Genomic DNA, 19879 nt, shown 5'->3' with positions numbered 1-19879 from the left:
CAAAATGAACATGAAGAAAATCCTGGTTGGCGCTTTGCTGGCCGTGTCCGCCCTGTCGCTGATGGCCGAGGCGACCGCGCGTCCCATGGGCGGCGGCCGTTCGTTCGGGCGCCAGTCGCAGAACGTGAGCCGGATGGCGCCCGCGCCAGCCCCAACCGCGCCGCGCCAGGCCGCCGCACCGGCGCCCGCGCCCGTGGCGCCGCCGGCCGCGATGCCACCCAAGCCAGCCAGCCCGTGGAAAGGCATCCTGGGCGGCGCCTTGCTGGGCCTGGGCATGGGCGCGCTGATGTCGCACTTCGGCATGGGCGGCGGCATGTTCGGCTCGCTGCTGACAGTGCTGCTGCTGGGCGGTGTGGCCTTCTTCATCATCCGCATGTTGCGCGGCCTGAGCGGCGCCAAGCCGGTGCCGGCCACCGCAATGAGTGGCAACTTCGGTGGCAACGCCGGGGCCAACTTCGGCGGCCCTGGCGCCGTCGCCACGCCGGAAATCGGCACGCGCCTGCAGCCAGCGGCATTCGATGCCCAGCCAGCCGGCGCCGCTGCCGCTGCCACCGCAGCCGCACCGCACACGCCATGGGGCGTGCCGGCCGATTTCGACACGGCCACGTTCCTGCGCGTAGCCAAGGGCAATTTCATCCGTCTGCAAGCGGCCTGGGACAAGGGCGACGTGGCCGACATCCGCGAATTCACCACGCCGGAAGTGTTCGCCGAGATGAAGATGCAGATCACGGAACGGGGCGCGCAAGCCGATTTCACGGACGTGGTCAGCATCGACGCCGAACTGCTGGGCATCGAAACGTCGGACCAGGATTACCTGGCCAGCGTCAAGTTCACCGGCATGATCCGTTCCGCGCCGGGCGCGCTGGCCGAGCCGTTCCATGAAGTGTGGAACCTGGCCAAGCCCGTCAACGGCAGCATGGGCTGGCTGCTGGCCGGTATCCAGCAATTGGCATAAGCCAGCCGGGGAGATCACACGGAATTGTCGGCGCAACGGCGCGACACCGTGTTACTTCCCCGGATTTCAGCGGTTTTTGCGGTTTGCGCCGCGGCAGTTTTCCCGCAAACTGGTAAGATCAAGACCGCCCGACTTTCCGGGCGGTTTTGTTTTATGTGCGGCCACCTATCGACACCACCGTGACTTCTTTCACTTCCATTCCCACTCCCGCGTCCGCCGCGACGACGCTGCTGGCGCCACTCGCCGCCACCCTCAACCATCTGCTGGCCCAGGAGCCGTGGGCGCGGCGCGAGCTGGCCCCGCATGCCGGCAAGGTCGCCTGCGTGGACGCGGCGTCCGTGGCCGTGCGCCTGCGGGTGTCGGGTGACGGCTATCTGGCCGTGGCCGAGGCCGACGCGCCGGCCAGCGTCACCATCCACGTCAAGCTGGCGGACCTGCCGCTGATCGCGCAAAACCGCGAGCGGGCGTTTTCCTACGTGCGCATCGAGGGCGACGCCGAGTTCGCCAACTGCCTGTCCAGCCTGAGCAAGTCGCTGCGCTGGGAAGCGGAGCATGACCTGGAAAAAGTGGTGGGCCCGGTGGCGGCCGTGCGCATGGTGGCGGGCGCCCGCGCGGCGTTCGCGGCCGTGCAAAGCGGGCACCGCAAGCTGGCCGAGAACGTGGCTGAATTCCTGGCCGAGGAACGGCCCGTGCTGCTGCGCCCGGCCGTGGTGGCCGAATTCTCGTCCGACGTGTCGCGCCTGCGCGATGACGTGGAACGCGCCGCCAAGCGCATCGCCAAGCTGGAACAATTGCTGGCCGCCCGCGCCGCCAAGCCACAAGCACTGGATCATTGATGATATTGAAATTTTTGCGCCTGCTGAAAATCCTGCGGGTGGTGGTCAAGTATGGCCTCGATGAAATCGCCATCGCCGGCCTGAAAGTGCCGCGCACGGCCAAGCTGATCGACACGCTCATCTTCTGGCGCGACATTTCCGCCCCCCGTGGCGAGCGCCTGCGCATGGCGCTGGAGGAACTGGGCCCCATCTTCGTCAAGTTCGGCCAGGTACTGTCGACCCGCCGCGATCTGATCCCGCTCGACCTGGTGGTGGAACTGTCCAAGCTGCAGGACCGGGTGCCGCCGTTCGATTCCGACCTGGCCATCGCCCAGATCCGCAAGTCGCTGGGCGACCACCCGGACCAGCTGTTCTCGAGCTTCGAGCGCACGCCGGTGGCGTCCGCCTCGATCGCCCAGGTGCACTTCGCCACGCTCAAGGATGGCAAGGAAGTGGCCGTCAAGGTGCTGCGCCCCGGCATGAAGAAGTCCATCGACGGCGATGTGGCCCTGATGCACATCGCGGCCGAGTGGATCGAGCGTATCTGGACCGACGGCAAGCGCTTGAAACCGAAAGAGGTGGTGGCCGAGTTCGACAAATACCTGCACGACGAGCTGGACCTGATGCGCGAGGCGGCCAACGCCAGCCAGCTGCGCCGCAATTTCGCCAATTCCAGCCTGCTGCTGGTGCCGGAAATGTACTGGGATTATTGCTCCAGCAGCGTGATCGTGATGGAACGCATGCATGGCATTCCCGTGTCCCAGATCGACCGGCTGGAGGCGGCCGGCGTGGATTTGAAGAAGCTGTCGAGCGATGGGGTGGAAATCTTCTTCACCCAGGTGTTCCGCGACGGTTTCTTCCACGCCGATATGCACCCCGGTAATATCCTCGTGTCGATCGATCCGGCCAGCTTCGGGCGCTACATCGCGCTCGACTTCGGCATCGTCGGCACGCTCAACGATTTCGACAAGGATTATCTGTCGCAGAACTTCCTGGCCTTCTTCCGGCGCGACTACAAGCGCGTGGCCGAAGCCCACATCGAATCCGGCTGGGCGCCGCGCGATACCCGCGTCGACGAGCTCGAATCGGCCGTGCGCGCCTGCTGCGAACCGATCTTCGACCGTCCGCTGAAAGACATCTCGTTCGGCCAGATCCTGTTGCGCCTGTTCCAGACCTCGCGCCGCTTCAATGTGGAAGTGCAGCCGCAACTGGTGCTGCTGCAAAAGACCCTGCTCAACATCGAAGGCCTGGGCCGCCAGCTGGACCCGGACCTGGATTTGTGGAAGACGGCCAAGCCTTACCTGGAAAAATGGATGGCGGCGCAAGTGGGTTGGCAAGGCATGCTGGAGCGCCTGAAGGCCGAAGCGCCGCGCTACACCCACGTGCTGCCGCAACTGCCGCGCCTGCTGCACCGGGCGCTGGAACAGGCGGGCGAGCCGCCTGTCAACGATACGGAACTGATCCGGGTGTTGATCTCCGAACAACAACGCACCAACCGGCTGCTCAGTTTCGTGGTCTATTTCGCGGGTGCTTTCGGGCTGGGCGTGGCGGGATTCCAGCTCTACCTGCGCATGCACAGTATTCACTAGGTTTATAGAACGGCGGCCGTACTATGCAGGAATTTCATGAACGCGACCCACGCTCGCCCGCCTTCTGGGATGAGCGTTTTGACAAGCAATTCACGCCCTGGGACCGGGGCGGGGTGCCGCAAGCGTTACGCGATTTCGTGGCGGCCGCGCCCGCGCCGTTGCGCACGCTGATTCCCGGCTGCGGCAGCGCCTGGGAACTGGCGTTCCTGGCCGAGGCCGGCTGGGACGCCACGGCCATCGACTTTTCCCCGGCCGCCGTGGTGGCCGGCAAGGCGGCCGTGGGCCGCTGGGCCGAGCGGGTGGTGGAGGCCGATTTCTTCAGCTGGCAGCCGATCCAGCCCCTGCAACTGATTTACGAACGGGCTTTCCTGTGCGCCATGCCGCGCGAACGCTGGGCCGACGTGGCGGCGCGCTGGGCCGCGCTGCTGCCGCCGGGCGGTTTGCTGGCCGGCTTCTTTTTCTTCGACGACGCGCCCAAGGGCCCGCCGTTCGGCATCGCCCGCGCCCAGCTGGACGCCTTGCTGGCGCCGTATTTCGACTGCGAGGCCGATCTGGATGTGGCCGATTCCATCCCTGTATTCCAGGGCAAGGAACGCTGGCTGCAATGGCGGCGTCGCTGAAACCGGCGAGGCCGGTGAAAAAAGCTTTATAATTCAGGGTTTTTGATTGTTTTTGCGGAGTAATAGATGCCGATCTACGCTTACCGCTGCGAGGAATGTGGTTTTGCCAAGGATGTCTTGCAAAAGATTTCCGACCCGCAGCTGACGGTTTGCCCCACTTGCGGCAAGTCGTCGTTCAAGAAACAACTGACGGCCGCCGGCTTCCAGCTCAAGGGTACGGGCTGGTATGCGACGGACTTCCGTGGCGGTACGCCACCGGCCACCGGGGTGTCCAGCGGCCCGGCCGCGCCCAAGGCGGACGCGGCCCCCACGGCTACGCCAGCGGCCGCGCCAGCCACCACCGGCGGCAAAGCGGATTGATTGGCCGTGCCGCCTGGCGGCACCTTATTCACTCTAGAGAGCACGAATGCGTAAATACTTCATTACCGGCCTGCTGATCCTGGTACCGCTGGCCATCACGGCCTGGGTGCTGAACCTGGTGATCAGCACCATGGATCAGTCGCTGCTGTTCGTGCCGGTACGGTGGCAGCCGCGCACCCTGTTCGGCTTCGACATCCCCGGCCTGGGGACGATGCTGACGGTATTGATCGTGTTCCTGACCGGCCTGCTCACCAACAACCTGGTGGGCAATTACGTGGTGCGGATCTGGGAGCGGCTGTTGCAGCGCATCCCCATCGTCAACTCGCTGTATTCGAGCGTGAAGCAGGTCTCGGACACCTTGTTTTCGTCGTCCGGCAACGCCTTCCGCAAGGCCGTGCTGGTGCCGTATCCGCACCGCGATTCGTGGACCATCGCTTTCCTCACGGGTACGCCCGGCGGCGACGTGAAGAACCACCTGGTGGGCGATTACGTGAGCGTGTACGTGCCCACCACGCCCAATCCCACCTCGGGTTTCTTCCTGATGATGGCGAAGGAAAACGTGGTGGAACTGGACATGAGCGTGGATGCGGCCTTGAAGTACATCGTGTCGATGGGGGTGGTGGCACCGGATCATGTGCCCGGCGCCGAGACGGCCGGCAAACCATAAAACGGGCGTCCGCGCCCCGATAAATAAACTGAACTATTTAACCTGAACTGAGAAATAACATGTCCTCCATGCGTACTCACTACTGCGGCCTCACCACTGAGGCCCTGCTTGGCCAAACCGTCAGCCTGTGCGGCTGGGTACACCGTCGCCGCGACCACGGTGGCGTGATCTTCATCGACCTGCGCGACCGCGAAGGCCTGGTGCAGATCGTCTGCAATCCCGAGCAGGCCGACGTCTTCAAGGCCGCCGAAGCGGTGCGCAACGAGTACTGCCTGCGCGTGACCGGCGTGGTCAAGGACCGCCTGGAAGGCACCGTCAACAACAACCTGAAATCGGGCAAGATCGAAGTGGTGTGCTCGCACCTGGAAGTGCTGAACGCCTCCGTGGCCGTGCCGTTCCAGCTGGACGACGATAACCTGTCCGAAACCACCCGCCTGACCCACCGCGTGCTGGACCTGCGCCGTCCGCAGATGCAGAACAACCTGCGCCTGCGCTACAAGGTGACGATGGAAGTGCGCAAGTACCTGGACGAACTGGGCTTCATCGACATCGAAACCCCGATGCTGACCAAGTCGACCCCGGAAGGCGCGCGCGACTACCTGGTGCCGTCGCGCGTCAACGCCGGCAACTTCTTCGCGCTGCCGCAATCGCCGCAGCTGTTCAAGCAACTGCTGATGGTGGCCAACTTCGACCGCTACTACCAGATCACCAAGTGCTTCCGCGACGAAGACCTGCGCGCCGACCGCCAGCCTGAATTCACCCAGATCGACTGCGAAACGTCGTTCCTGACCGAACAGGAAATCCGTGACCTGTTCGAAGACATGATCCGCAAAGTGTTCAAGAACACCCTGGCGATCGACCTGCCTAACCCATTCCCGGTGATGGACTACGCCACCGCCATGGGCATGTATGGTTCGGACAAGCCGGACATGCGCGTCAAGCTGGAATTCACCGACCTGACGGACGTGATGAAGGACGTGGACTTCAAGGTCTTCTCGGGCGCTGCCAACATGGCTAACGGCCGTGTGGTCGGCCTGCGCGTACCGAAGGGCGGCGAAATGCCCCGTTCGGAAATCGATGCCTACACCCAGTTCGTGGCCATCTACGGCGCCAAGGGCCTGGCTTACATCAAGGTCAACGAGAAGGCCAAGGGCCGCGACGGCCTGCAATCGCCTATCGTCAAGAACCTGCACGACGCCGCACTGGCCAAGGTGCTGGAACTGACGGGCGCGCAGGACGGCGACCTGATCTTCTTCGGCGCCGACAAGGCCAAGGTGGTCAACGACGCCATCGGCGCGCTGCGCGTGAAGATCGGCCACAGCGAATTCGGCAAGAAAGCCGGCCTGTTCGACGACGTCTGGGCGCCGCTGTGGGTGGTGGACTTCCCGATGTTCGACTACGACGAGGAATCGGATCGCTGGACCGCGACCCACCACCCGTTCACGGCACCGAAAGATGGCCACGAAGACATGCTGGAAACCAATCCAGGCGCCTGCGTCGCCAAGGCTTACGACATGGTGCTGAACGGCTGGGAACTGGGTGGCGGTTCGATCCGTATCCACCGCGAGGAAGTGCAGTCGAAAGTGTTCCGCGCGCTCAAGATTGACGCCGACGAAGCCCGCCTGAAGTTCGGCTTCCTGCTGGACGCGCTGCAATACGGCGCGCCTCCGCACGGCGGCCTGGCGTTCGGCCTGGACCGTATCGTGACCATGATGACCGGTTCCGATTCGATCCGCGACGTGATTGCCTTCCCGAAAACCCAGCGCGCCCAGTGCCTGCTGACCCAGGCGCCGTCGGAAGTGGACGAGAAGCAGCTGCGCGAACTGCACATCCGCCTGCGCGCCGCCGAGCCGAAAGTGGCTGGCTAATTCGCTGGCGAAAAATTGGGGTCCGTCCCGTATTATCGGGGCAGACCCCTGGCCGCGCGGCCGGCAACTGGAAGCAAGAAGGCGCGGGCGACTGCGCCTTTTTTATGATCGGACCATGAAGCCCTACAAGATTCCCGAATCCGTGCTGGTGGTGATCCACACGGCCGACCTGCAAGTGCTGCTGATCGAGCGGGCCGACCGGCCTGGCTACTGGCAATCCGTGACCGGCTCGCTGGACGCGCCGGACGAACCGCTGCTGCACACGGCCACGCGCGAACTGTTCGAGGAGACGGGCATCGTGGCCGACGGCGCGCGCATCGTGTTGCGCGACTGGCTGCTGTCGAACATCTACACCATCTACCCCGTGTGGCGCCACCGCTACGCGCCGGGCGTGACGGAAAACACGGAACACGTATTCAGCGTCGAAGTGCCGCGCGACATCCCGATCACGCTGGCGCCGCGCGAGCACCTGAACCACATCTGGCTGCCCTACCTGGAAGCGGCCGACAAATGCTTCTCCTCGTCCAACGCGGAAGCCATCCTGCAATTGCCGCAGCAGCTAAGGCAAGCCCGGAGCTAGCCGCTCCCACACTTGTGCCGTGCCACGATGGTGCGCAATTCTCATTTCGCTGCCGTTGATTTGCGCGAAATAGCGCGTATCATTTCCGACAACCGTCTGGAGTTTTTGAGGAGATGGAATGAGCACTTCGACAATAGCTGACGACCGTATCCGGCATGTTGCGATTGACGCTGAATATCTCACTGTCGAGTTGATGGATGGCCGGCGCGTCGGAACGCCGCTCGCCTGGTATCCGCGGCTGGCCGCTGCCACGCCGCCCCAGTTGAATGATGGGGAAATCATCAGTGCGGGGCGTGGCCTGCACTGGGAACAGCTGGACGAGGATTTGAGCGTGGAGGGTATGTTGCGCGCTTGTCCCGCCGCCGGCTATCCATCCGCCTCGACGCGCCAGCCTTAACGGCGGGGCTGCCGGAAACCGGGTCGATGGAGGTAGAATGACCTCATGAAGATCCGCGTCGCCACGTACAACATCCACAAAGGCGTTTCCGCCATCCGCAGCTTGCCGCGGGTGCACGCGCTGAAGCAGGCCATCGGCTTGTTCGATGCGGACGTGGTATTCCTGCAGGAAGTGCAGGGCCGCCACGATCTCAACGCGGCCCAGTACGGCGCCGAACACAATGGCCACCAGCACTGGCCGGACGCGGCCCAGCATGAATTCCTGGCCGGCGAGTCGCGCCATGAGCACACGGCCTACGGCATGAACGCCGTCTACGACCATGGCCACCATGGCAACGCTTTGCTGAGCGCCTTTCCTATTGTCCACACCCATAACCACGACGTGTCCGACCATGCGTTCGAGCAGCGCGGCATCCTGCACTGCGAACTGCGGACGCCGCGCGTGGTCGTGCATTGCTACGTGGTCCACCTGGGCCTGTTCGAAGGCGGACGCAAGCGCCAGACGGCGGCCCTGATCGAGGCCGTGCGCACCTCGGCCCCGAACGGTGAACCGGTGATTATCGCCGGCGACTTCAACGACTGGCGTAATTCCCTCAGCGCCGAACTGCGGCACGAACTGGGCGTGGTGGAAGTGTTCGATCAGATCGGCTCCAACTCCACCCTCGATGAACTGGGCCGTGTGCTGGGCGGCAAAAACAATGTGCGCCAGGCCCGTACTTTCCCGGCCGCGCTGCCGTTCTTCCGGCTCGACCGCATCTACGTGCGCGGCTTCGAAGTGAAGGCGGCCGAGGTCTTGCACGGCACGCTGTGGGCCAGGCTGTCGGACCACGCGCCTATCGTCGCCACGCTGGCCCTGGCCTGAGCGGTTCTATGCGTTCCGTTAATTTCCTGGCTGATAACGAGATCGAGCTGCTCTATTGCGGCACCGAGTATTTCCCGGCCCTCATCGCGGCCATCGACGCGGCCCAGTACGAGATCTATTTCGAGACGTATATCTTCGCCGAGGACGAGACGGGCCTGGCCGTGCGTGGCGCCCTGATGCGGGCCGCCGCGCGCGGGGTGCAGGTGCGCATGATCACGGACTGGTTTGGCACCGGCCGCCACCAGGTCGAGCGGCTGCATGCGGAACTGGTGATGGCGCGGGTTGAGCACCGCATCTTCAACCCCTGGTTCCGGCGCGGCATGACCCGTACCCACCGCAAGATCTGCGTGGTGGACCACGGCGTCGCTTTTGTGGGCGGCATCAACATCAACGATGATCTGTTCTGCGACCGCGACCACAACATTCCCCTGGCCGCGCCGCGCTGGGACTTCGCGGTGGCCGTGCGCGGGCCGCTGGTGGCCACCATCCAGACGGAAGCGGAAGCCCAGTGGGCGCGCCAGGGCAAGCTGGGCATTTTCAAGCGTATCAGCCTGTACCGCGACTTGCGCAAGCTGAACCAGGTGGCCAACCGCGCTATGGTGCAGGCCGGCTTTGTGGTGCGCGACAACCTGCGCAACCGCGTCACTATCCAGCGCGCCTACCTGCAGGCGCTGGGCCGGGCCCGCAAGAGCGTACTGCTGGCCAACCCGTATTTCGCGCCGGACCGCAAGTTCCGCCGGGCGCTGGCGGCCACCGCCGAGCGCGGGGTGGAGGTGGTGCTGCTGATCGGGGTGGGCGAATTCTGGCTGCAGGACGCCGTGGCCCATTCCTTCTACCCCAAGCTGCTGGCGGCCGGCGTGAAAGTGGTGGAATACCATCAGACCCAGTTGCACGCCAAAGTGGCCGTGATCGACGACGACTGGGCCACCGTGGGTTCAAGCAATGTGGATGGCTTGAGCCTGTTTTTGAATCAGGAGGCGAACGTGGTCGTGAAAGACGCCGTGTTCGCCCGCAGCCTGCGGGCCCACATCGAACAAGCCATCGCCGACGGCGTGGTGGTGCATGCGCACGAGTTCGCCAATGTGGGCCGCTGGCGCCGCCTCGGCTATGGCTTGGCCTACATGGGCTACAAGTTGCTGATGCGCATCTTCGCAGTGGGGAAATACGCGTGAACGAGACGGTCAGGCTGGACAAATGGTTATGGGCGGCGCGCTTCTTCAAGACCCGCTCGCTGGCCACGGAGGCCGTCGACAGCGGCCGCGTGAAGCTGGACGGCGACCATGTCAAGCCAGCCCGCGCCCTGCGGGTGGGCGACAAGCTGGCCATCGATAACGGTTCGGACCGCTGGGAAGTGCTGGTGCTGGGCTTGTCGGACGTGCGCGCGGCCGCGCCCATCGCCCGTACCTTGTACGAGGAGACGGCGGCCAGCGTGACGGCCCGGGCCGAGACGGCCGAGCGGCGCCGGCTGTTCCGCGAACCGGGCGCCGACATCAAGGGCCGGCCCACCAAACGCGACCGCCGCCAGCTGGGCAAGCTGGGCGATCCGGACTGAGCCGCCGCCGCCGCCGCTGCCCTTGCGGCAAATCGTCAACGATTTACTTGTCATGGGTCAAGAAATGCCGTCACGCCGGTGACAGCGCTATTGACATGGCTTAGGATTGCTAGCTGGCAAGAAAGGCGAGCACTGGCCATCCATCCTTGGCCAGCCATTCCCAAGCAGGCACGGGGGCGCCGCCGCCCCTGCCGCGGCGACGTTGAAAAGGCATGCATGAATCAGGTTTCGGAAATGCTCTGGCACCGCTTGATGGGGCTGATGCCCGGTGAGCTGAAGAAAAGCGAACTCGGCTGGCTGTTTTCGCCGCACCGCCATCTGAGCCTGCTGGCGCGGCGCCGCGCGGCGCTGATCGTCAACCGCGTCCGCCTGTTCGCCTTCCTGTTCGCCGTGCTCACGCCGCTGTGGAGCATCATCGATTTCGTCGTGTTTCCGTTCCCGCTGTGGGGCCAGCTGGCGTTCATGCGCTTCGCCGCCAGCGCCGCCTTCGCCAGTTTGCTGGTTTATTACCGCTCCAACGGCGACCTGTTCAACGCCTACCGGGCCATGGCCCTGCTGTTTGCCATCCCCACCGTGTTCTACGTCGCTTCGCACTCGCTGCTCGCGCACTACCAGCTGACCGGGATGTCGGCCGCGATCGGGGCCGGCTACGCCTTCCTGCCCTTTGTGCTGCTGGGGGGGCTGGCCGTGTTCCCGCTCGCCGTCGCCGAAAGCTTCGTGGTCGCCAGCCCCATCCTGATCTGCCATGCCGTGTCCGGCTACCTGCGCTGGGCGGCCATGGACTGGCCCGCGTTCACCGGCGCATTCTGGCTGCTGGTGCTGATCACGGGCGTGGCCGCGCTGGCCGGCATCTGCCAGCTCGCGTTCATGATCGCGCTGGTGCGTCAGGCCATCCGCGATCCGCTGACCAATGCCTTTTCCCGCAGCAGCGGCATGGAAATCCTCGACCTGCATTTCACGATGGCCGAGCGTGCCGACGCGCCGTTCGCCGTGGCCTTCCTCGACCTCGACCATTTCAAGCGCATCAACGACGGTTACGGCCACGAGGCGGGGGACCGGGCGCTGGTCACCATGACCGAACGGGTCACCCAGCATATGCGCCACGGCGACGTGCTGGCGCGCTGGGGCGGCGAGGAATTCCTGCTGATCATGCCGGGCGCGGGCCTGGAGCAGGCCCGGACGGCCATCGAGCGGCTGCGCGGCGGCGGCTTCGGCGAGCGTCCCGAGGGCGGCCCGGTGACGGCCAGCATCGGCATCGCCGAGCGCCGGGCCGACCATGTTGGCGACTGGAAACGGCTGGTCGAACTGGCCGATCAGCGCATGTATGCGGCCAAGCAGGGCGGCCGCGACCGGGTGGTCGGCGGCGAGCCGGCGGCGGTCCTCGCGCCCAGCCATCCCACCATGCCAGCCATCGCCACGACGGCGCCCGTCTGACGGTTCGGCGGCGGGCGGGCCGGTGTTACACCGGCCTTGCGTCCCCCATTACCCACAATGCTGCTGCGTCGCAGCAATAGAACCACGCCTCTAACGGTACTGTTTGACTTTTACCACCCGGTGGATAATAGTACGAGCGTTCGCAATTCTTTTCACACGAAGTAATTTCAACTGGGGGAGAATGATTGTTTCTCCTTTTTGTTGAATTTTTACCTTGGGTGTACTTATTAATACTTCTATCAAATTTATGCGTAAGGGTGAACTGACTCGCGCGGCCATTCTCGATGTGGCGCTGGACCTGGCTAGTCGTGATGGGCTCGAAGGACTCACCATCGGCTTGCTCGCGGACAGGATGAACATGAGCAAATCGGGGGTGTTCGCGCATTTCGGTTCGCGCGAAGACTTGCAGCTGGAAGTGCTCAAGCTGTACCACCACCGCTTTGAGCAGGAAGTGTTTTTCCCCAGCGTGAAGGAACAGCGCGGCTTGCAACGCCTGAAGGCGATGTTTGCGCGCTGGGTCAAGCGAGTGAGCGTGGAAGTCGCATCGGGCTGCATTTATATCAGCGGCGCGGTGGAATACGACGACCGCCCCGGTCCCATCCGGGAGGAGCTGATGTCGATGGTCAACGCGTGGCAGGGCGCTTTGTTGCGTTGTGTACGCCAGGCCATCGAATGCGGCGACCTCAAGCCGGATACCGACCCGCAGCAGCTGGTGTATGAGATGTACGGTTTGATCCTGGCCTTGCACCATGATGCGCGCTTCCTGCGCATCCCGGGCAGCCTGGACCGCGCCAGCATCGGCTTTAACCGGCTGATCGAGAACTACCGGAACCCGCAGCCGCCCCACCAGGCGGATGCCACAGGAAAAACTTAAGCGGCGGCGGTCACCGCAGCCACTCAACAATTACTTAGTAATACATCAGGAGAAAATCATGGGTCAATACGTCGCGCCAATCCGGGATATGCAATTCGTGCTGCACGAGTTCCTGAAAGTGGAAGATGAACTCAAGCAAATGCCGCACTACGGTGACGTCGACGCCGACATCATCAACCAAGTGTTGGAAGAGGGCGCCAAGTTCACCTCGGAAGTGCTGTTCCCGCTGAACCACTCGGGTGACCGCGAAGGCTGCCACCACGACGCGGCGACCCATACCGTGACCACCCCGAAAGGCTTCAAGGAAGCGTACAAGCAGTACGTGGAAGGCGGCTGGGCGGCGCTGGCTTGCTCGCCGGAATACGGCGGCCAGGGCCTGCCTATCGTGCTGAACAACTCGTTCTACGAGATGCTGAACTCGTCCAACCAGGCCTGGTCCATGTACCCCGGCCTGTCGCACGGCGCCTACGAGTGCCTGCTCGAGCACGGCACCGACGAACAAAAGAAAATCTACCTGCCCAAGCTGGTGTCGGGCGAGTGGACCGGCACCATGTGCCTGACCGAACCACACTGCGGCACCGACCTGGGTATGCTGCGCTCGAAAGCCGAGCCACAGGCTGACGGCTCCTGGCTGATCACCGGCAACAAGATCTTCATCTCGGCCGGCGAACACGACATGTCGGAAAACATCCTGCACCTGGTGCTGGCCCGCGTGCCGGACGCACCGGAAGGCTCGAAAGGCATTTCCCTGTTCCTGGTACCGAAGTACCTGCCTACCGCCGACGGCAAAGTCGGCGAGCGCAACCCGATCACCTGCGGCGCCATCGAAGAGAAGATGGGAATCCACGGTAACTCGACCTGCCAGATGAACCTGGACGGCGCCCGTGGCTGGATCATCGGCCAGCCGAACAAAGGCTTGAACGCCATGTTCGTGTTCATGAATGCGGCCCGCCTGGGCGTGGGCATGCAGTCGCTGGGTCTGACCGAAGTGGCTTACCAGAACGCCCTGGCCTACGCCAAGGACCGCATCCAGATGCGTTCGCTGACCGGCCCGAAAGCGCTGGACAAGCCCGCCGACCCGATCATCGTGCACCCAGACGTGCGCCGCATGCTGCTGACCGGTAAAGCCTACGCCGAAGGCGCCCGTGCCTTCTCGTCCTACGTGGCGCTGCAGATCGACCGCGAACTGCACCACCCAGACGCGGACGTGCGCAAGGAAGCGGCCGACGAAGTGGCGCTGCTGACCCCTGTGATCAAGGCCTTCATCACCGACAACGCCTGGATCGCCACCTCGGAAGCGATGCAAGTGTTCGGCGGCCACGGCTACATCTCCGAATGGGGCATGGAGCAGTATGTGCGCGACGCCCGTATCAACCTGATCTATGAAGGCACCAACACCATCCAGTCGCTGGACCTGCTGGGTCGCAAGATCCTGGGCGACAACGGCGCCAAGCTGCGCAAGTTCGGCGAGAAAGTGAAAGCGTTTGTCGAAGAAAACGGTACCGATGAAGCCATGAGCGAATTCGTCACCCCACTGGGCGATTTGGGCGACAAAGTCACCAAGTTGACCATGGAAATCGGCATGAAAGCGTTCCAGAATCCGGACGAAGTGGGCGCCGCCTGCGTGCCTTACCTGCGTGTGGTCGGCCACATGATCTACAGCTACCTGTTCGCACAGATGGCCAAGATCGCTCTGGAAAAAGAATCCTCCGGCGACACCTTCTACAAAGCCAAGCTGGCCACGGCGCGCTTCTACTTCGCCCGCCTGATGCCAGAAACCGCAACCTTGATTCGCCAGGCGCGCGCCGGTTCCGCCAACCTGATGGCACTCGACGCTGACCTGTTCTAAGAAGAGACTAAGGATACGACATGACCAATTTCATCGTTAAAAAAGTAGCCGTCCTGGGCGCCGGCGTGATGGGTGCGCAGATCGCCGCCCACTGCGTCAACGCCAAAGTGCCGGTCGTGCTGTTCGACCTGCCAGCCAAGGAAGGTCCGAAGAACGGCATCGTGCTGCGCGCCATCGAGAACCTGAAAAAGCTGTCGCCCGCGCCACTGGGCAACAAGGAACACGCTTCCCTGATCCAGGTCGCCAACTACGAAGACAACCTGGACCTGCTGGCCGGCTGCGACCTGATCATCGAAGCCATCGCCGAGCGCATGGACTGGAAACATGACCTGTACCAGAAGGTCGCTCCGCACATCGCCCCGAACGCGATCTTCGCGTCGAACACCTCGGGCCTGTCGATCACCAAGCTGTCCGAAGGTTTCGACGCCGACCTGAAATCGCGCTACTGCGGCGTGCACTTCTTCAACCCACCGCGCTACATGCACCTGGTCGAGATCATCCCGACCGTTGCCACCAAGCCGGAAATCGCCGACCAGCTGGAAGGCTTCCTGACCACCACCCTGGGCAAGGGTGTCGTGCGCGCCAAGGACACGCCTAACTTCATCGCCAACCGCGTGGGCGTGTTCGGCATCCTGGCCATCGTGCATGAAGCCGAGAAGTTCGGCCTGTCGTGCGACGTGGTCGACGATCTGACCGGCGCCAAGCTGGGCCGCGCCAAGTCGGGCACCTTCCGTACCGCCGACGTGGTGGGCCTGGATACCATGGGCCATGTGATCAAGACCATGCAGGACTACCTGCCGAACGATCCGTTCGCCGCCGTCTACAAGACCCCGGCCGTGCTGGCCAAGCTGGTCGAGAAGGGCGCGCTGGGCCAGAAGACCGGCGCCGGCTTCTACAAAAAAGTGGGCAAGGAGATCCAGCGCCTGGACTTCGCCACCGGTGAATACGTGACGGGTGGCGGCAAGGCCGCCGACATCGTGGCCCGCATCCTGAAGGAAAAAGATCCGGTCAAGAAGATGAAGGCCCTGCGCGAATCGACCAACCCACAGGCGCAGTTCCTGTGGGCGATCTTCCGCGACGCTTTCCACTACATCGCGATCCACCTCGACACCGTCGCCGACAATGCCCGCGAAATCGACTTCGCCATGCGTTGGGGCTTCGGCTGGAACGTCGGCCCGTTCGAAACGTGGCAAGCGGCCGGCTGGTCGCAAGTGGCCACCTGGGTCAAGGAAGACATCGACGCCGGCCATGCACTGTGCAACGCACCGCTGCCAGCCTGGGTGTTCGAAGGTCCGGTCGCTGAAAAAGGCGGCGTCCACACCCCTGAAGGTTCGTGGTCGTCGGTGTCGAAATCGTTCGTGCCGCGTTCCGACCTGGCCGTGTACAAGCGCCAGGAATTCCGCGCACCGGTGCTGGGCGCCGGCGCCGTGGATGGCCGCACCGCCGGCACCACCGTGTTCGAGGACGACTCGGTCCGCCTGTGGCATTCGGGCGACGAAGTGCTGGTGATCTCGCTCAAGACCAAGATGCACGTGATTGGCGATGGCGTCATCAAGGGCCTGAAAATGGCGCTGGAAGAAGCGGCCAAGAACTTCAAGGGCCTGGTGATCTGGAGCGCCGACGCGGCTGAAGGCGGCGCCTTCTCGGCCGGCGCCGACCTGCAATCGGCACTGCCAGCGTTCATGCAAGGCGGCGCCAAAGCGGTCGATCCTATCATCCGCGAACTGCAAGACACCTTCATGGCGATGAAGTATTCGAACGTGCCTGTGGTGGCTGCCGTGGCCGGCCTGGCCCTGGGCGGCGGCTGCGAAATGGCGCTGCACGCTTCCAAGCGCGTGGCCTCGATCGAATCGTACATCGGCCTGGTGGAAGTGGGCGTGGGCCTGATCCCTGCCGGCGGCGGCCTGAAAGAAGCGGCCGTGCGCGCCGCCAAGGAAGCCAAGGGCAACGACATTTTGCAATTCCTGAAAGCTGGCTTCACCAATGCCGCCACCGCCAACGTGTCCAAGTCGGCACTGGAAGCGCAGGCCATGGGCTACCTGAAGGAAGACGACGTGATCGTGTTCAACGCCTACGAGCTGCTGCACGTGGCCAAGGTGGAAGCGCGCGCCATGTTCGACAAGGGCTACCGTCCACCGCTGCAGGCCCCGGTGCAGATCACCGGCCGCTACGGCTACGGCACCGTCAAGGCGCAACTGGTCAACATGCGCGACGGCGGCTTCATCTCCGCGCACGACTTCAAGCTGGGCGAGATGATCGCCGAGATCGTGTCGGGCGGCGATATCGACCAGGGGCAGTTCGTGAGCGAGCAGTGGTTCCTGGACATGGAGCGTAAAGCGTTCCTGGAACTGCTGAACCATCCGAAGACGCAAGAGCGGATCATGGGCATGATGCAGACCGGTAAGCCGGTGCGCAACTAATCGCGGTCATGTCGGTCCTGTCCCTGGTATTTAAAGTTTTACTGCGTGTGAGGCCAAGCATGGTGTATGAACGTATCAAGCAGCAAATGATGGACACCCTGCCTTTCGTGCGCCTGCTGGGGATCCGGATCGACGAAATCGGTAACGGCACCGCCAAGGTGTCGATGCCGGAAGACCCGAAGCTCAACAACCACCTGGGCACGCAGCACGCCGGGGCCTTGTTCACGCTGGCCGAAACGGCTTCCGGCGCGGCCATGGCGGGCGGCTTCGCGGACCTGATCGTGGGCTTGCGCCCCGTGGCCAAGGAGTCGCGCATCCAGTACCAGAAGGTAGCCAAGGGCGCCACCCGCGCCGAAGGCCGGGTACCGGGCGACCTGGCCGCGCTCAAGGCCGAGCTGAAAACGGCCGGCAAGGTGGCGTTCCCGGTGGAGGTCGACATTTTCGACGCCGCCGGCACGCTGGCCGCGCAGGTACAAGTGGACTGGTATTTGTCCGAGAAGCGCGCCTGATCCCAGGCGGCCCCGGGCTGGTGAAACAGATTCGACAGAACTTCGACAGAACTTCGATCAAAAATTTTTGAAAGAATAAAATGAGCAAACAACTTCAAGACGCATACATCGTCTCCGCTACCCGCACCCCGATCGGCAAGGCGCCGCGCGGCATGTTCAACAAGACCCGTCCGGACGACCTGCTGGTGCGCGTGCTGCAAAACGCCATGGCCCAGGCGCCTGGCCTGGACCCGGCCCTGATCACCGACGCCATCATCGGCTGCTCGTTCCCGGAAGCGGAACAGGGCTTCAACATCGCCCGTCAATCCGTGCTGCTGGCCGGCCTGCCGAAAACCATCGGCGGCGTGACCGTCAACCGTTACTGCGCCTCGGGCATCACCGCCATCGCCATGGCCGCTGACCGCATCCGCGTGGGCCAGGCCGACGCCATGATCGCCGGCGGCGTGGAATCGATGTCGATGGTGCCGATGATGGGCCACCACCCATCGATGAACCTGAACATGTTCACCGACGAAAACGTGGGCATGGCCTACGGCATGGGCCTGACGGCCGAGAAGGTCGCCCAGCAATGGAAAGTGTCGCGCGAAGCGCAGGACGCGTTCTCGGTCGAATCGCACCGCCGCGCCATCGCCGCCCAGCAGGCCGGCTTCTTCAAGGACGAGACCACCCCGGTCGAGATCATCACCCGCACGCCTAACCTGGCCACCGGCGAGATCACCATCAAGAAGCGCACCGTCGACACCGACGAAGGCGCACGTACCGACTGCACCATCGAATCGCTGGGCAAGCTGAAGCCCGTGTTCGCGGCCAAGGGTTCCGTCACCGCCGCCAACAGCTCGCAGATGTCCGACGGCGCCGGCGCGCTGCTGATCGTGTCGGAAAAATTCCTGCGCGAGCACAACCTGACCCCGCTGGCCAAGTTCTCCTCGTTCGCCGTCAAGGGCGTGCCACCGGAAATCATGGGTATCGGTCCCAAGTTCGCCATTCCTGAAGCGTGCCGCCTGGCCGGCATCACCCAGGACCAGCTGGACTGGATTGAACTGAACGAAGCGTTCGCCGCGCAAGCGCTGGCCGTGATCGGCGACCTGGGCCTGGATACGGCCAAGGTCAACCCGATGGGCGGCGCGATCGCGCTGGGTCACCCACTGGGCGCGACGGGCGCCATCCGTGCCGCCACCGTGGTGCACGCCCTGAAACGCAACAAGCTGAAATACGGCATGGTCACCATGTGCGTCGGCGCCGGCATGGGCGCGGCAGGTATCTTCGAGAGCGTGTAAACACGGCACGATAGACTAATAGCATCAAGGGCGCTGCGGATTTTCCCCGGCGCCCTTTTCCACATTTTGGAGACGATATGGAAATTTTGAGCAGCAAGGCCGACGGCATCCTGACCATCGAATTCAACCGCCCCGAGCGCAAGAACGCCATCACCAGCGCCATGTACCAAAGCATGGCCGACGCCATCAACGACGGCGAGCGTGACGCCAGCGTGCGCGCCATCCTGATCGCCGGCAAACCGGAGATTTTCACGGCCGGTAACGACCTGGAAGACTTCCTGAAAAGCGCCCGCAGCAGCGACGGCGTGGCGCTCGAAGAGCGTGCCGTGTTCCGCTTCATGCTGGCCTTGAGCGGCGCCAGCAAGCCCGTGGTGGCGGCCGTGGCCGGCGCCGCCGTCGGCATCGGCACCACGCTGCTGATGCACTGCGACCTGGTGTACGCGGCCGACAACGCCAAATTCTCGATGCCGTTCTCGCAGCTGGGCCTGTGCCCGGAATTCGCCTCCAGCCTGTTGCTGACGCAAGTGGCCGGCTACCCGCGCGCGGCTGAAAAGCTGATGCTGGGCGAAGCGTTCCTGGCGCAGGAAGCGCTGGACATGGGCCTGGTGTCGAAAGTGCTGCCGGTGGCCGACTTGCTGCCGTACGCGCGCGCGCAAGCGGCCAAGCTGGTGGCCCTGCCGGCCAGTTCCGTGCGCGCCACCAAGCAGCTGATGAAGGCCAGCCGCAACGCCGCCATCACGCAAACCATGACGGCCGAGAACAAGCTGTTCAGCGCCATGCTGGAAGCGCCCGAGGCGAAGGAAGCGTTCACGGCGTTCTTCGAGAAGCGCAAGCCGGATTTCTCCAAGTTCGCTTGAGCAGGGGGGGCGGGCACAAGGCCCGCTCTACCTAGGTTGCAGCTTGAAGCTGCAACCCGACGATCCCTGTGACGATCAGTCCGATGCAGCTGATGCGGGAAAAAGTGGCGGGCTCCTGAAATATCAGCATGCCCACCACGACGGTTCCAGCTGCGCCTATGCCCGCCCAGACGGCATAGGCAGTGCCGACTGGAATGGCCTTGAGCGTGAGGCTCATGAGCCAGACGCTGAGGATGGCAGCCCCGATGGAAATGACGGAGGGAAGTGGCTTCGTGTAGTTGTCGGAGAGTTTCATGCTCACGGAGAAAACAATCTCCAGGAGTCCGGAGACGAGGATGATCAGCCAGGCTGTCGTGGTATTTGTCATGGCGAGCATAGGGGTGTCCGACAAAGTG

20 protein-coding genes are annotated in these 19879 nt (G+C 63.7%); 19 read left to right on the top strand and 1 reads right to left on the bottom strand.

Features of this window, described 5'->3' with window-relative positions; all coding sequences use genetic code 11:
* Positions 1-4: 4 nt before the first annotated feature.
* The 19 genes from H3H39_RS00360 (at position 5) to H3H39_RS00270 (ending at position 19484) form a co-directional block, all read left to right on the top strand.
* A complete protein-coding gene (locus tag H3H39_RS00360) occupies positions 5-955 on the top strand; it encodes a Tim44 domain-containing protein (RefSeq protein WP_182151294.1) in 951 nt (316 codons plus the stop codon).
* Between the two features lie 179 nt (positions 956-1134).
* A complete protein-coding gene (locus tag H3H39_RS00355) occupies positions 1135-1791 on the top strand; it encodes a ubiquinone biosynthesis accessory factor UbiJ (protein WP_311196817.1) in 657 nt (218 codons plus the stop codon).
* The gene (gene ubiB / locus H3H39_RS00350) at positions 1791-3359 is read left to right on the top strand and encodes a ubiquinone biosynthesis regulatory protein kinase UbiB (protein WP_182151293.1); all 1569 of its coding nucleotides are present in this window, start codon (positions 1791-1793) and stop codon (positions 3357-3359) included. The genes H3H39_RS00355 and ubiB overlap by 1 nt, the downstream gene beginning before the upstream one ends.
* Positions 3360-3382: 23 nt before the next feature.
* Entirely contained in the window at positions 3383-3979 is a 597-nt protein-coding gene (locus tag H3H39_RS00345) for a methyltransferase domain-containing protein (RefSeq protein WP_182151292.1), read from the top strand.
* A 66-nt stretch (positions 3980-4045) separates the two neighbouring features.
* Positions 4046-4339 carry an FmdB family zinc ribbon protein gene (locus tag H3H39_RS00340; protein WP_182151291.1) on the top strand — a complete coding sequence of 98 codons (294 nt, stop codon included), beginning with the start codon at positions 4046-4048 and terminating at the stop codon, positions 4337-4339.
* A 46-nt stretch (positions 4340-4385) separates the two neighbouring features.
* Complete coding sequence (locus tag H3H39_RS00335) at positions 4386-5006, top strand: DUF502 domain-containing protein (protein WP_182151290.1); 621 nt, start codon at positions 4386-4388, stop codon at positions 5004-5006.
* A 68-nt stretch (positions 5007-5074) separates the two neighbouring features.
* On the top strand, positions 5075-6874 hold the full coding sequence (aspS, locus tag H3H39_RS00330; protein WP_182151922.1) for an aspartate--tRNA ligase: 1800 nt from the start codon (positions 5075-5077) through the stop codon (positions 6872-6874).
* Positions 6875-6989: 115 nt separating this feature from the next.
* Positions 6990-7454 (top strand): dihydroneopterin triphosphate diphosphatase, encoded by a 465-nt coding sequence (nudB, locus tag H3H39_RS00325; RefSeq protein WP_182151289.1) that lies wholly within the window; start codon positions 6990-6992, stop codon positions 7452-7454.
* 118 nt (positions 7455-7572) lie between these two features.
* Positions 7573-7851, top strand: a complete 279-nt coding sequence (locus H3H39_RS00320) for a DUF2442 domain-containing protein (RefSeq protein ID WP_182151288.1) — start codon at positions 7573-7575, stop codon at positions 7849-7851.
* 45 nt (positions 7852-7896) lie between these two features.
* Positions 7897-8712, top strand: a complete 816-nt coding sequence (locus H3H39_RS00315) for an endonuclease/exonuclease/phosphatase family protein (protein WP_182151287.1) — start codon at positions 7897-7899, stop codon at positions 8710-8712.
* A gap of 8 nt (positions 8713-8720) precedes the next feature.
* Positions 8721-9884, top strand: a complete 1164-nt coding sequence (locus tag H3H39_RS00310) for a phospholipase D-like domain-containing protein (protein ID WP_182151286.1) — start codon at positions 8721-8723, stop codon at positions 9882-9884.
* On the top strand, positions 9881-10264 hold the full coding sequence (locus H3H39_RS00305) for an Hsp15 family ribosome-associated heat shock protein (protein WP_182151285.1): 384 nt from the start codon (positions 9881-9883) through the stop codon (positions 10262-10264). Before H3H39_RS00310 ends, H3H39_RS00305 begins: the two co-directional genes overlap by 4 nt.
* A gap of 216 nt (positions 10265-10480) precedes the next feature.
* Complete coding sequence (locus tag H3H39_RS00300) at positions 10481-11698, top strand: GGDEF domain-containing protein (protein ID WP_182151284.1); 1218 nt, start codon at positions 10481-10483, stop codon at positions 11696-11698.
* A 247-nt stretch (positions 11699-11945) separates the two neighbouring features.
* Entirely contained in the window at positions 11946-12572 is a 627-nt protein-coding gene (locus tag H3H39_RS00295) for a TetR/AcrR family transcriptional regulator (RefSeq protein ID WP_182151921.1), read from the top strand.
* A 58-nt stretch (positions 12573-12630) separates the two neighbouring features.
* The gene (locus H3H39_RS00290; RefSeq protein WP_182151283.1) at positions 12631-14421 is read left to right on the top strand and encodes an acyl-CoA dehydrogenase C-terminal domain-containing protein; all 1791 of its coding nucleotides are present in this window, start codon (positions 12631-12633) and stop codon (positions 14419-14421) included.
* Between the two features lie 20 nt (positions 14422-14441).
* Positions 14442-16841 carry a 3-hydroxyacyl-CoA dehydrogenase/enoyl-CoA hydratase family protein gene (locus H3H39_RS00285; protein ID WP_182151282.1) on the top strand — a complete coding sequence of 800 codons (2400 nt, stop codon included), beginning with the start codon at positions 14442-14444 and terminating at the stop codon, positions 16839-16841.
* 59 nt (positions 16842-16900) lie between these two features.
* Positions 16901-17350, top strand: coding sequence for a PaaI family thioesterase (locus H3H39_RS00280; protein WP_182151281.1), 450 nt, complete (start codon positions 16901-16903; stop codon positions 17348-17350).
* An 80-nt stretch (positions 17351-17430) separates the two neighbouring features.
* Positions 17431-18627, top strand: a complete 1197-nt coding sequence (locus H3H39_RS00275; RefSeq protein WP_182151280.1) for an acetyl-CoA C-acyltransferase — start codon at positions 17431-17433, stop codon at positions 18625-18627.
* A 77-nt stretch (positions 18628-18704) separates the two neighbouring features.
* The gene (locus H3H39_RS00270) at positions 18705-19484 is read left to right on the top strand and encodes an enoyl-CoA hydratase (protein WP_182151279.1); all 780 of its coding nucleotides are present in this window, start codon (positions 18705-18707) and stop codon (positions 19482-19484) included.
* Positions 19485-19515: 31 nt separating this feature from the next.
* Here the strand turns inward: H3H39_RS00270 and H3H39_RS00265 are convergent, their stop codons facing one another.
* The gene (locus H3H39_RS00265; protein ID WP_182151278.1) at positions 19516-19860 is read right to left on the bottom strand and encodes a DMT family transporter; all 345 of its coding nucleotides are present in this window, start codon (positions 19858-19860) and stop codon (positions 19516-19518) included.
* Between the last annotated feature and the right edge of the window lie 19 nt (positions 19861-19879).

This window comes from Rugamonas apoptosis, assembly GCF_014042355.1.
Lineage (GTDB): Bacteria > Pseudomonadota > Gammaproteobacteria > Burkholderiales > Burkholderiaceae_D > Rugamonas > Rugamonas apoptosis.
The sequence above is the reverse complement of the archived record's forward strand: the minus strand, read 5'-3'. Positions and strand labels throughout refer to the sequence as shown.